The sequence below is a fragment of the Weissella minor genome, from assembly GCF_001437425.1.
Taxonomy (GTDB): domain Bacteria; phylum Bacillota; class Bacilli; order Lactobacillales; family Lactobacillaceae; genus Weissella; species Weissella minor.
Genome location: NZ_JQCD01000024.1, coordinates 528660 through 542206, shown reverse-complemented (window position 1 = coordinate 542206; position 13547 = coordinate 528660). Strand labels below are relative to the sequence as shown.

14 protein-coding genes are annotated in these 13547 nt (G+C 39.8%); 12 read left to right on the top strand and 2 right to left on the bottom strand.

The genetic code is table 11. From position 1 onward, the window contains the following. Positions 1-45: 45 nt before the first annotated feature. Both rnjA and IV67_RS06080 read right to left on the bottom strand, forming a co-directional pair. Positions 46-1728, bottom strand: coding sequence for a ribonuclease J1 (gene rnjA / locus IV67_RS06085; RefSeq protein WP_083486688.1), 1683 nt, complete (start codon positions 1726-1728; stop codon positions 46-48). A gap of 3 nt (positions 1729-1731) precedes the next feature. After that, a complete protein-coding gene (locus IV67_RS06080; protein WP_057788124.1) occupies positions 1732-1944 on the bottom strand; it encodes a DNA-directed RNA polymerase subunit epsilon in 213 nt (70 codons plus the stop codon). Positions 1945-2148: 204 nt separating this feature from the next. On the opposite strand from IV67_RS06080, the gene IV67_RS06075 reads away from it, so the two are divergent. The 12 genes from IV67_RS06075 (at position 2149) to dnaG (ending at position 13538) form a co-directional block, all read left to right on the top strand. After that, positions 2149-2634 (top strand): hypothetical protein, encoded by a 486-nt coding sequence (locus tag IV67_RS06075; RefSeq protein WP_057788122.1) that lies wholly within the window; start codon positions 2149-2151, stop codon positions 2632-2634. Between the two features lie 50 nt (positions 2635-2684). Beyond that, positions 2685-3260, top strand: coding sequence for a peptide deformylase (def, locus tag IV67_RS06070; RefSeq protein WP_057788120.1), 576 nt, complete (start codon positions 2685-2687; stop codon positions 3258-3260). A 15-nt stretch (positions 3261-3275) separates the two neighbouring features. Continuing rightward, positions 3276-3557, top strand: a complete 282-nt coding sequence (locus tag IV67_RS06065) for a UPF0223 family protein (RefSeq protein WP_057788118.1) — start codon at positions 3276-3278, stop codon at positions 3555-3557. 13 nt (positions 3558-3570) lie between these two features. After that, positions 3571-4359: an inositol monophosphatase family protein gene (locus tag IV67_RS06060; protein WP_057788116.1), complete on the top strand. Its 789-nt coding sequence runs from the start codon at positions 3571-3573 to the stop codon at positions 4357-4359. A gap of 99 nt (positions 4360-4458) precedes the next feature. Next, positions 4459-6303 carry a translational GTPase TypA gene (typA, locus tag IV67_RS06055; RefSeq protein ID WP_057788114.1) on the top strand — a complete coding sequence of 615 codons (1845 nt, stop codon included), beginning with the start codon at positions 4459-4461 and terminating at the stop codon, positions 6301-6303. Positions 6304-6442: 139 nt separating this feature from the next. Next, entirely contained in the window at positions 6443-7663 is a 1221-nt protein-coding gene (locus IV67_RS06050; protein WP_057788112.1) for an FtsW/RodA/SpoVE family cell cycle protein, read from the top strand. A gap of 14 nt (positions 7664-7677) precedes the next feature. After that, entirely contained in the window at positions 7678-7992 is a 315-nt protein-coding gene (locus tag IV67_RS06045) for a YlbG family protein (protein WP_057788110.1), read from the top strand. Continuing rightward, positions 7992-8543 carry a 16S rRNA (guanine(966)-N(2))-methyltransferase RsmD gene (gene rsmD, locus IV67_RS06040; protein WP_057788108.1) on the top strand — a complete coding sequence of 184 codons (552 nt, stop codon included), beginning with the start codon at positions 7992-7994 and terminating at the stop codon, positions 8541-8543. The genes IV67_RS06045 and rsmD overlap by 1 nt, the downstream gene beginning before the upstream one ends. 3 nt (positions 8544-8546) lie before the next feature. Beyond that, on the top strand, positions 8547-9026 hold the full coding sequence (coaD, locus tag IV67_RS06035; protein WP_057788105.1) for a pantetheine-phosphate adenylyltransferase: 480 nt from the start codon (positions 8547-8549) through the stop codon (positions 9024-9026). A 53-nt stretch (positions 9027-9079) separates the two neighbouring features. Next, positions 9080-10084 carry a SepM family pheromone-processing serine protease gene (locus IV67_RS06030; protein WP_236698259.1) on the top strand — a complete coding sequence of 335 codons (1005 nt, stop codon included), beginning with the start codon at positions 9080-9082 and terminating at the stop codon, positions 10082-10084. A 145-nt stretch (positions 10085-10229) separates the two neighbouring features. Beyond that, positions 10230-11573 carry an MDR family MFS transporter gene (locus IV67_RS06025; protein ID WP_057788101.1) on the top strand — a complete coding sequence of 448 codons (1344 nt, stop codon included), beginning with the start codon at positions 10230-10232 and terminating at the stop codon, positions 11571-11573. A gap of 78 nt (positions 11574-11651) precedes the next feature. Continuing rightward, positions 11652-13538: a DNA primase gene (gene dnaG / locus IV67_RS06020; RefSeq protein WP_057788099.1), complete on the top strand. Its 1887-nt coding sequence runs from the start codon at positions 11652-11654 to the stop codon at positions 13536-13538. The last annotated feature ends 9 nt before the right edge of the window (positions 13539-13547 follow it).

The window sequence follows — 13547 nt, the reverse complement described above, 5'->3', positions numbered from 1 at the left end:
AGGCTCACATGAGTTTAACGATGTTAAGGGGCTTTTTGTTTAATTTTAAACCATAATAAAGATTGGCAAAATCAATGGGCGACGCTTAGTCTTGCCATACAAGAAGCGTTGCAAGTGTGAAACAACAGCATTACGAATACTATGTTCGGTTGCGTTAGGTTCACGCATTGCCATCAAGATGGTATGGAAGATTTCCTTACGACCTTCATTGATTAAGTCTTCAGATTCACGCATGTAAATAAATCCACGTGATAAGATATCTGGTCCGGCTGTAATTTCTTTGTTGGCTAGATCGATGGTAGCCACAACCACAACCAAACCGTCTTCAGATAGTAACTTACGATCACGGAGCACGGCCGCACCAATATCACCAATTCCGTTACCGTCAACATACGTATCTTCAGCAGGGAAGTGATCAGCAACGCGCGCTGAGTCTTCGGTTAAGGCTAAGACATCCCCATTGTCCAAGATGAAAGTATTGTCTTCAGGCACACCGATATCGTGGGCGAGGCCTTCATGGACTTTAAGCATACGGTATTCACCGTGGACTGGCATAAAGTACTTAGGCTTAATTAATGACAACATCAATTTCTGTTCTTCTTGACCACCATGTCCAGATGCGTGAATGTTGTTCACTTTACCATGAATAACACGGGCACCGGCTTCTTCCAATTCATTAATCACACGGTCAACGGAAGCCGTATTTCCAGGGATTGGTGAACTAGAGAAGATAACTGTATCATTTGGTTGGATCTTGATTTGCTTGTGTGTACCGTTGGCAATGCGGGCTAGGGCAGCCATAGGTTCACCTTGTGAACCAGTACATAGAATCAAAACTTTTTCAGGTGGTAATTTATTAACTTCATGCGCATCAATCAGCATATCTTCCGGAATGTCCAAGTAGCCAAGGGCCAAGCCATTGTTGACGGCACTTTCCATTGAACGTCCAAAGACTGCAATCTTACGTCCGTGTTCTAAGGCAGCTTCCGTTGCCATTTGAACACGAGACATGTTTGAGGCGAATGTCGCGAAAATAATACGACCATCGATTTCGTCAAATAATTTATGAATGGTTTTACCAACCCAGCGTTCTGACTTGGTAAATTCAGCACGTTCAGCATTAGTTGAATCAGACATCAATAAGAGCACGCCTTCAGAACCAATCCGGGCCATCTTTTGAAGATTAGGTGGCTGCTTTGTTGTTGGCGTAAAGTCAAATTTGAAGTCACCTGTTTCAACAATTGTCCCAACGGGTGTGTGAACAGCGACACCAAATGTATCTGGAATTGAGTGGGTTGTTCTAAAGAATTCAACACTAAGATTGTCATAGGTTAGGACAGAATCTTCATCAATTTCATGTAATTCAGTGGTCTTGAGTAGGTTGTGTTCTTCAAGCTTATTCTTGATTAAGGCCATCGCTAATGGACCGGCATATACAGGAACATTTAAAGCTTGTAAGAAGAAGTGAATTGCTCCGATGTGGTCTTCGTGACCGTGTGTAATGACTAAGGCTTTAATCTTATCCCGATTTTCTTTGATGTATGTGTAATCAGGAATGACATAATCGATTCCTAATAATTCATCTTCAGGAAATTTAACACCGGCATCAATAATAATGATTTCATCACCATACTGAATTCCATAGGTGTTCTTTCCGATTTCACCTAAACCACCCAAAGCATAAACCGCTGCTTCATTTGGGTTAATGTTTAGCTCCATATTGCTCATAGATTAAAACTCCGTTAACTTGAAGTCAGGACTTTGTTGCTCGTAAGCAAGCGCTTGTTCTGAAAGTTGTTCAATTTGTTCAACATTGTAATCTGTGTGTGCTTCAACTTGCTTACGTGCTGTAGGCAAGTCAGGAACATCTAGGTAAAGTGAGTGAGTGTCCTCACGCTTTGGATTACGTTGCTTTAATTCTTGATAATATACTTTGAAAATCATGTAAAACTCCTTTTAATACTTAAATTTTTCCGAATAGTCTTATAAGATATAATAGCAGAAATGGGATAGAAATACTAGCCACGACAACATTTAAGCGTTTTTGAGTTTGGACGGATGATTTAAAATTAAGAAAAATTAACCTAGTTGTGGCATACTGTTTATATAGCGTTCAAATCAGAAGACCAAGTAGTTAGGTGGTTACACATGAAGATATTCATTTTAATCGCAACGCTGATTGTCATATTAGTGTTGCTCACAATTTTTAGACGAACGGGTCGTCGGCTGACGGAACGACAGATTATTAGTTCACAGCAAGCGGTTAATGCTGCAATGAACGCCGCGCTGCATGAGCTGGATGCGAGTTTAGGCGTTAAAACGTCTGACAAACAGTTTCGTTCAACTTTGGTTGCAAATATCTGGGGTCACGAAGTGATGGCGTTTGAATTTTCAATTCCAATTGAACGTGCTGTTAATCGTGACATTTTACGCAAACAATTGAATGACGATTTAATTGCATACACGCGAGCCAATGGCATGAAATCATTTGATGCAGACGAACCAGCGATGCTTATTACTGATTTATGGTTTGATAATAAGCAACCCTTAGTCCATATTGATGTGGCACATATATGTAATGCTGAAACACTATCATATTTACATGATTTAAGATGTCTCAATCAGCTGGATTAATGCTATACTATTTTTCATAGAAAAAAACAAGATGGAGGACGTGTGAGTTTATGTATCGTATGGACCAAGTAGTACGGGATGGAGATCCTGTACTTCGTAAGCAAGCAGAAAAAGTAACTTTTCCACTATCAGAAGAAGACCAACAGGTTACTAAAGATATGATGGAATACTTGGTAATTAGCCAAGATGAAACAGAAAATGAAAAATATGGATTGCGTCCAGGTGTTGGATTAGCCGCACCACAAGTGGGTGTATCAAAGCAATATTCATCAATTTTGATTCCAAATGAAGATGTTGATGGACAAGAAGATGCTGAGAATCCCTTTTTCTTTAAGGGGACAATTTATAATCCTGTGATTACACGTCAATCAGTTAAGCAACAAGCATTAGCTGGTGGTGAAGGTTGTCTGTCAGTTGATGAAGATCAGCCTGGATTCGTGGAACGTGCTTACCGCATTACGGTAAAGTATCAAGACGAACAAGGGGAACCACAAGAAATAAAGCTCCAAGGTTATCCAGCGGATGTCTTCCAGCATGAAATTGATCATTTACACGGTGTGCTTTATTATGACCACATTAATAAAGAAAATCCGTGGGAAGAGCATGATCGCACAAAGTATATTTAAGAAGGACAAAAACATATGGCAGACAAAAATTTTAACTATCCCTTTTTAGAAGGTTGGTCAACTCAAGATATCATCACAGTTAGTGCGTTATATGATGCTGTGGCAAATGCATATGAAGTTGGCATTGATCGCGCTGAATTATTAGCTGCCTACCAAGCGTTCAAAGAAATTGTGCCAAGTAAGGCTGAAGAAAAGCAGTTAGACCGAGAATTTGGTAAAGATAGTGGGTATTCAATTTATGCCGTTATCAAAGCTGCTCGTGAGCAACAAACGACTCGTATTCGAATGAAAGACTAGAGGACTCGGTGTCATGGCGTTATCAGTAGCAGAACTTGATCAACAAGTCCTTGGTTGGTTACAAGAAGCACGTCTGTCGATTCTTGACCAATTGAAGCAACCAATGCAAGTCAATCAAAAAACGAGTCATCGCGACCTTGTGACAAATGTCGATAAACGCATCGAACAGTTTTACATCCAAAAGATTCATGATTTTATGCCAAATGCATCCGTCATCAGCGAAGAAGGCTATGGGGATGAGGTCACCACGTTGGATGGAGATGTCTGGTTTGTCGACCCAATTGATGGAACTTTGAACTTTGTCGAGCAACATCATGAATTTGCAACCATGTTAGCGCTCTATCATGATGGAAAACCAGTTTTGGCTTGGATTATGGATGTGATGAATAATGAAGTTGTTCATGGCGGACCAACGATCGGTGTATTTGTCAATAAGCAGCACGTCGATGGGTTTGAAGATAAAGCATTAAGTGACGGCCTGATTGTGATGTCAGGGGCGCGATTATTAGGAAATCAAATTGGTTTACCAGAAATTGCCAAAGAAGCGCTAGGCTTTCGTGTTTATGGGTCAGCAGGCATTTCGTACTGCCATGTGATGAAAGGGCAAGCATTGGGCTATATCAGTGTGATGAAACCTTGGGATTTTGCTCCTGGAATTGCGTTAGCGCTTACATTAGGGCTTGCTGTGACAGACGTTGACGGTCATGCAGTCGATATGTTATCATCAGGGACAGTAGTTGTTTCGACACCCAGTTCTCATGAAGATATCATGAGAATTGAGAATCAGTTAAAAAGCGTCTAAATGGACGTTGAATATTCATTTATGAATATTTCCTAATTTTGCGGCTGTGTTGTGGAGCAAGCTAATTTTTGGAAGAGAAGATTTAAGGAGAATAGAATTTTGGCAAAACGTGAAAACTTACGTAATATTGCAATCATTGCCCACGTTGACCATGGTAAGACAACTTTGGTGAACGAGCTTTTGAAGCAATCAGATACACTTGATGCACGTACTGAGTTAGGTGACCGTGCAATGGACACCAACGATATTGAAAAAGAGCGTGGAATTACGATCTTGTCAAAGAATACCGCTGTTGAAATTGGCGACAAGAAGATTAACATTTTGGACACGCCAGGACACGCGGACTTCGGTGGTGAAGTTGAACGTATCATGGGTATGGTTGACGGTGTGCTTTTGGTTGTTGATGCCTTTGAAGGAACAATGCCACAAACACGTTTCGTGTTGAAGAAGGCGTTTGAACAAAAGTTGACACCAATCGTTGTTGTTAACAAGGTTGACCGTCCAGGTGCACGTCCTGAAGAAGTTGTTGACGAAGTTTTGGACTTGTTTATTGAATTGGGTGCAAACGAAGACCAATTGGACTTCCCAGTTGTTTACGCTTCAGCAATGAACGGAACATCATCAACTGATCCTGATCTTTCTACACAAGAACACACGATGCAACCAGTCTTTGATAACATCTTTGAGTACATCCCTGCACCCGAAGATACATCAGACCAACCACTTCAATTCCAAGTGGCTTTGCTTGACTATAACGACTTCTTGGGTCGTATTGGTATCGGACGTGTCTTCAATGGAAAGATTTCATTGGGAGACAGCGTTACTGTTATGAAGCTTGATGGTTCAAAGAGTAACTTCCGTGTTACAAAGTTGTTTGGATTCAATGGTTTGGACCGTATTGAAATCGAATCTGCACAATCAGGTGATTTGATTGCGGTTTCAGGTATGGAAGAAATCTCTGTTGGTGAAACAGTTGTAGAACCTGATCATCCAGATGCTTTGCCAATCCTACGTATTGACGAACCAACTTTGCAAATGACTTTCCGTACAAACAACTCACCATTCGCTGGTCGTGAAGGTAAGTTTGTGACGGCTCGTCAAGTTGAAGACCGTTTGCGTCGTGAATTGCATACTGACGTTTCATTGCGTGTCCAAGATACAGACGAAGCTGGTGCTTGGTTAGTATCAGGTCGTGGTGAATTGCATTTGTCAATTTTGATTGAAACAATGCGTCGTGAAGGATTTGAATTGCAAGTATCACGTCCTGAAGTTATCTTCAAGAACATTGATGGTGTTGATTCAGAACCATACGAAAGCGTCCAAATCGATACACCTGACGAATACTCAGGTTCAGTTATCGAATCATTGTCAAACCGTAAGGGTGACATGATTAACATGGAACCAACTGGTACTGGAACAACACGTTTGGAATTCTCAGTTCCTTCACGTGGTTTGATTGGTTACGCAACAGAATTCATGTCATTGACGCGTGGATATGGAATTTACAACCACACATTCTCTGAATACCAACCAATGATTAAGAACTGGAATCCTGGTCGCCGTAACGGTACTTTGGTTTCAATTAACCAAGGTCAAACAACTGCCTATGCTATCATGGGTGTTGAAGATCGTGGAACAATGTTCGTACATCCTGGTGATGAAGTATACGAAGGAATGGTTGTTGGACAAAATTCTCGTGACAACGACATTTCTGTTAACGTTACAAAGGCTAAAAACCAAACTAACGTGCGTTCTTCAAACAAGGACCAAACTGCTTCAATCAAGACACCTCGTGATATGACGCTTGAAGAATCATTAGAATTCTTGGCTGAAGACGAACTTGCCGAAGTTACACCAGAACATGTTCGTGTTCGTAAGCAAATTTTGAACACAAGTGAACGTGAAAAGGCTGCTAAGAAGCGCAAGATGTCACAACAAGGTTAATTTAAATCTACAATTAAGCATTTGCCAATATAATTGGTAGATGCTTTTTTTATCGAATTTAGACCGAGTTCTTATCGGTGTCTGTTCGGAAGTGTGATAAAATAAGAAATACGACTATAAGAAAAGGAGTGATGCTTTTATGCAAGCGAATGGTTCGAAGCGTCAACCTGAAAGAGAAAATGGCATCGGCGCTTTTTTTAAAGCACTGAGCTTGAAGTTTAAATATATGGACCCATGGATTCTTGGTTCAATTATGATTTTGATGATTTTTGGTACAGCGATGGTCTTTACATCTAGTACCAATATGGCCACTGGATCCGCAACATCTTTTTTCATAAAACAACTATTCTTTGTTGGCTTATCAACAAGTATTATGCTCTTTTTGTTTATGATAGGAATTCCGTGGCAAAAGAAGAGTTATGCTGTTTTAGTTCAATACGCATTGATTGGGTTAGTGCTATTACTGGGGATAACGCGATTATTTGGTCCCGTTACAAGTGGAGCCCATGGATGGCTTTATTTTGCTGGATTTGGATTCCAACCCGTTGAGTATTTTAAAATTGCGATGATTTTGTGGCTAGCCATGAAGTTTTCAAATGTTGTTAGAAAAAAAGCAGCTCCTGGGCGACAATTAATGCCAATGTTATTGAATTGGCGTATTACAACATTACCCGTTGCTGGTATGTTAATTACATTATCAATGCCTGACGCGGGTGGATTTGGTATCTTACTTGCGATTGCTGGTGTGATGTTGATGACGGCAGGATTGCCCGTGGTCTGGATGAGTTTAATTGTCTTTTTAATCTTAGTGATTTTATTGAGTATGCCGGCCTTGATTCCGTATCTGGAACATCTTGGATTTATGCCTTATCAACTGCAACGATTTGAAGCCTTTGTGGACCCATGGAGCGCTGGAGATGCAGGCCACCAATTAATTAATTCATACTATGCGATTAGTAATGGTGGATTATTTGGACGTGGTTTGGGTAACAGTATTCAAAAATTAGGCTTTTTACCAGAGCCAAATACCGACTTTATCATGGCGGTTGTTGGAGAAGAGCTAGGGGCCATTACAATTGTGCTGGTTCTAATCTTTATTGGCATTATTGTTTGGCGCATTATGATGTATGGAACACGAACACGTAATATGGAATTCCGATTGATTTTATACGGAACAGCTATGTTTATTATGGTGCAAGTGTTGATTAATCTTGGTGGTGTAACAGGTGTTTTACCAATCACAGGTGTGACTTTCCCATGGATATCATATGGGGGATCATCATTACTATCATTAGGAATTATGATGGGCATTGTTTTAAATATTATTGGCCGATTACGTATGCAGACGGATCAGGCGTAATGAGGTGAGTGAAGATGGAATTTGAAGCAAAAAAAAGAAGGGCATTGATTGTTTATTTGAAAAATGCGCGCCAAGCACGACAACTACGTCGTTTTGGAATTGTTAATTATGTGTCAAATAAAATGAAGTATGCTTCAGTCTATGTTGATGATGCAGATGTAGAGACAAAGAAACAATTGATTGAAAAGTTGGGATTCGTCGATCGGGTTGATGTATCACACTGGCCAGAAGTTGATACGACGGTTGGGGGTCAACAGAACGAAGAAATTGATTTTTCATTAGATACGGATGATGTCTTTGAAGACGAAGCACAAGAAGAGGAATTGTAATGCGAATTGTAAGCGGTAAATTTGGTGGACGTCCACTAAAGGCTGTGCCCGGTGATGCAACGCGTCCAACAACTGACAAAGTTAAAGAAGCGATTTTTAATATGATTGGTCCTTATTTTGATGGTGGACGTTCATTGGACTTATATGCTGGATCAGGTGGCTTATCGATTGAAGGTGTGTCACGTGGCATTGATGAAGCTGTTTTAGTTGATCGTCAATTTGCTGCGATTAAAACAATTAAATCTAACGTTGAAGTGACTAAGGAACCTGAACGGTTTCAAGTGATTAAAAAACCAGCGCAGAGTGTCATTGATCAGTTAAAAGGGACACAACCTTTTGATGTCTTTTATTTTGATCCACCATATGCAAAACAAACAATTGAAGCAGACTTGGGAAAACTTGTGGCAAATGACTTAGTTGCTAAAAATGCAATTGTTATGGCAGAAACAGATCAACATGCAGATTTGCCTGATCAAATTGGCGCGTTTACGATGGTGAAACAACGTGATTATGGGATTACAGTCATCACAATTTATGAATATGAAGGTTAGCAGATGAAACGAGCATTGATGCCTGGTAGTTTTGATCCTATCACCAACGGACATATTGATATTATTCAACGAGCTTCACAATTATTTGATGAAGTTTTAGTTGGTGTAGCTGAAAATACAGGAAAAAATGGTTTATTTACTTTGGATGAACGAAAAGAGATGGCAACAAGTGCATTAGTAGATTTAACAAATGTACAAGTCGTGACGATTTCGGGTTTGACAGCTGCATTTGCTAAAGAACATGCCATCGATGTGCTAGTCCGTGGGTTACGGAATACCCAAGATTTCACATATGAACAACCAATTGCGGTGATGAATAATCACTTAACTGATGTTGAGACAATGTTTTTATTGGCACGGCCTGAAAATGCAATGATTTCCAGCTCGTTATTAAAGGAAGTGGTGCGAGCAAAAGGTGATATCAGTGCATTCGTTCCGAAAATCGTGAATCAACGTCTAAAAAATAAATTTGAGGTACAGTGATGTGGAGGAAAATACGAGCGTTTTTTAAACGCAATCGCGTTATTATTTTATCAATGATGGCGGTATTGTTTATCATTGGTATTTTTGTTCCTTTACCCCTTTACGCTGAAAAACCAGGTAGTGCGGAAGACTTAGCAAACTATATTAAAGTTGATGATAAAAAGCCAAAACTCAATGGTGAATTTATGTTAACCTCGGTTGGCATTGCACCACTGAATACAGTTAGTTTAGTGTTTGCAGCATTTGATCCAACCGTAGATATCCAAACCAAAAGTCAAGCCTTGGGCGGTAGCGATTCGATGGCGGATAACGCGCGCATTAATCAAATTTACATGAAAACATCGATTAATGAAGCGAAAGCAAATGCCTATAAAGCTGCTAAAATACCGTATAATCGTAACTTCAACGGTATTTATGTGATGGCAATTCAACCTGATTCGAATTTTAAAAATAAATTACAAGTCGGAGATACGATTGAATCAGTTAATCATAAAAAATATGATAGTGCCAAGGCCTTTCAAACTAAAATTCGTAGTCAAAAAATTGGTACGGATTTAACGGTCGGTTATAAGCGTGATGGTAAAGTTAAAGAAACAACAGCTAAGACGGTCGCACTGGCTGGTGCGAAGGATATGGCTGGAATTGGTATTATTTTAACTGATGATGTCGATGTGAAATCAGATCGACAGGTTTCGGCTGATTTAGGTGAGATTGGTGGGCCATCGGGTGGCTTGATGTTTTCGCTAGAAATGTATGATGCACTAACTTCTAAAGATTTGGCACGTGGTCGTAAAATTGCCGGGACTGGAACCATTGACAAAGACGGACATGTCGGCGAAATTGGTGGGATTGATAAGAAGGTCATTGCTGCGCACCGTGCAGGTGTGGATATTTTCTTAGCGCCATATGTGAAGCCAACTGATGAAAATTTGAAGTATGAAGAAAATGGTAAAACAAATTATCAAGTTGCTAAGGAAACCGCCAAGAAGTATGCACCAGATATGAAAGTAATTCCAGTTGAAACATTCGATCAAGCGGTTGAAAAATTACAGAATTAAATTTGACGACTCATTTATTATTTGTTATGATTTATCGAGTTAGTTCGTACAGATAGTGTGCCATCAAGGCATACCGATAAAAGAGGCGAAGTACCATTTTTGGTATTTCGTCTTTTATTGTGTCAAAAAAAGGAGTGTGAAGACGATGAAAACGAAAGAATGGCATGTTTTAGCAGCTGTTATCGCAGCTGGATTGATGAGTTTTAGTGGTGTGTTAATTGAAACCTCGATGAATGTGACATTTCCACATTTGATGGAAGAATTTAATACGGATGCTAATGGTATTCAATGGGTGACAACAGGGTACTTGTTGGCAATTGCCGTTATTGTACCTGTAAGTGCGTATTTGTTAAAAAGTTATTCGGTTAGAAAGCTATTCGTTACAGCAAACGTACTGTTCTTGATTGGTTTGTTATTGGATTCTTGGGCGCCAACTTTGTCAATTTTATTGGTTGGACGTGTCTTTCAGGGAGTAGGAACTGGGATTGCTTTGCCTTTGATGTTCCATATTATTTTAACGAAATCACCAATGTCACAACGTGGTGTCATGATGGGGATTGGAACAATGACAACTTCAATTGCGCCCGCAATTGGACCCACATATGGTGGAATTTTGTTAAGTAGCTTGGGGTGGCGTAGTATTTTTTGGTTCCTAGTGCCATTATTGTTAATTGCCTTAGTCCTTGGTTTATGGAGTATTCCAGCTGAAAATGTGACACGGACGGAGCGCTTTAATTGGGGAGCTTTTGTCACCTTGATGATTGGATTAAGCTCACTGCTAATTTCTGTTGAGAAGATGTCATGGCAATATTTGCTAATTAGTATCGTCTTCTTAGGTGGTTTCTATTGGTTTAATCAGAAATTGCAATTGTTGAACTTGTCAGTTTTCAAAAATGCAAAGTTTGATGCTTTGACTTATAGCTTTCTGGTTTATCAAGCAACATTATTAGGAATTTCTTTTGTGCTACCAAATTATCTACAACTAGGTTTGCACGTCACGTCAACTCAGGCGGGGCTATTCATGTTCCCTGGTGCCGTGATTGGTGCTATTTTGGCACCTTTATCAGGTCGTATCCTAGATCAAATTGGACCACGTAAGCCAATTTTGTTTGGAATTGCAACATCAGCAACTGCGCTCGTTATTATGAGTGTCTTTTTCCCAATTTTGAGCTTTTGGACATTGCTATTAGCACATATGCTACTCATGGTTGGGACCGGGTTGTCTTATAGTAATTTGATGACCGTTACGCTGGGTTCATTACCTGAATCACAAAGTGCAGATGGAAACAGTATTTTGAATACTTTGCAGCAATTTGTGGGGGCTAGTGCAACCGCAATCGTTGCACAAATTTTTGCAAGTAATGTTGATTTGCATGCACATGGTGTTGTGCTGGGTTCACAGTACGGTGTTGCATTAATTGCCATCTTAATGGTTATCTCTGTCATCGTATTTTTGGGGGTCAAAAAGTATCTGCCTAAGCATGCCTAAAATGTTGCAATCTCTTTAAGAACGGGTATAATAGTATGGAGTGAAACTATGCCCTTAGAGTGATTGGAGGTGACGTTGATGCCAACACGAATTCCAGAGGAAGTTGTAACCGAGATTCGGGAACGTGTAAATATTGTTGATGTCATATCACCTTACGTACCATTAAAAAAGCAAGGTCGAAATTTGTTTGGTGTGTGTCCATTCCATGAGGAGCGGACGCCATCTTTTTCTGTAAATGAAGACAAACAAATTTTTCATTGCTTTTCATGTGGACGTGGAGGCAATGTTTATAGCTTTATTATGGACATTGAACAAGTTTCATTTCCACAGGCCGTTGCTAAAGTAGCACCAATCGCTGGTGTTGATTTGGATGATAAATATCTTTCAAATGAAACAACGCAACCTGTTGATGAAAAGACACAAGCACTATTTGATTTGTACCAAGATGCCACCAAAGTGTACCATCATATTCTTGTTAATACGCAAACTGGTGAACATGCGTTAAATTATTTGCATGACCGTGGTTTAGATGATGCAACAATTGATGCCTACATGCTAGGGTATGCACCGGGTGATGATTTTCTGTTAAATTATTTCCAAAATAAGCAGGTTGATTATCAACTCTTGCGTACATCAGAGCTGTTTGTGGTTTGGGATGATGGTAGTTTACATGATCGATTTTCAAACCGATTATTATTCACAATTCGTGATGAACGTGGTCGTCCGATTGCGTATTCAGGTCGGCGCTTAGAAGCTGATGATACACAACCAAAGTACATTAATAGTCCTGAAAGTGACTTGTTTGATAAATCAAACGAACTGTTTAATTTAGACTTAGCGCGTGAACCGATTAAAAAAGGGAAGCAAGTTATTCTTTTTGAAGGTTTTATGGATGTCATTGCTGCTTTCCAGGCAGATGTTAAAAATGGTGTTGCTTCGATGGGAACCTCTTTAACAATTGATCAGGTACATTTACTTAATCGCTATGCTGACCATATTACAGTCGCGTACGATTCGGATGCGGCCGGTCAAAATGCAACGAAACGTGCATTAGATCTGATTCAGCAGAATAGTCAAATGTCGGTTGCGGTCGCCCATATTCCAGATAATCAAGATCCTGATGAATATTTGCGTAGTCACGATGCAGCAGCATTGGCGGATGTTTTATTGAAGCATACGGAAAATCCAATTGCGTTTAATTTACGATTTTTAAAACGAGGCTTAGACTTTTCAAATCAAAATGATGTATTTGACTATATTAATCAAGCCTTGATGTTGATTTCATCAATTGATGAAGCTGTTGTTCGTGAAAACTATTTGCGACAACTGGCCGATGATTTTAATATTAGTTTAGAAGCATTATCTGATCAGATTAGACCAATGCTAATGCAACGACAAGCAAATCGTCCGACACAAGGGAATGAACAAGCTGTACCGTATGATGCTGATGTACCACCAATGCCACCGGTTGAACAAGTGGCGCCAATTGGAGATACCGCACAGACATATGAGTCAGGCATGTCTCGAGTGACCAGGGCAGAACAAGTATTACTTGCCTGGATGCTACGGGATAATGATGTGTGGTTAGAAGTGACCCAACAGCCTGATTTTACATTTTCGGATGTCAGCTATGAGACGCTTTATATGTTAGCAACCGGTTATCGAGAACAGCATCAGTTAACGACGATTAGTAATTTGAATGAGTTTATGGACTATGTTCAAAAGCCTGAACTGATTCGTATCTTATCGACCATGGATGAAATTCCAGAAGCGCTATTTGAAGATCGGAATCAAGTTCAAGCCTATGTACAGGTTATTATGCAAGATGAACCGTTGCAAACTCAGATTACTAATTTAAAACGTGATTTGGCTGAAGCAAAACAAATGCAAAATACCTCGGCAATCGCCCAATTAAGTGTAGAATTAATAAACGCCTTAAAAGAGCAACAAGCAATGAGAAATTAAGGAGGCCGA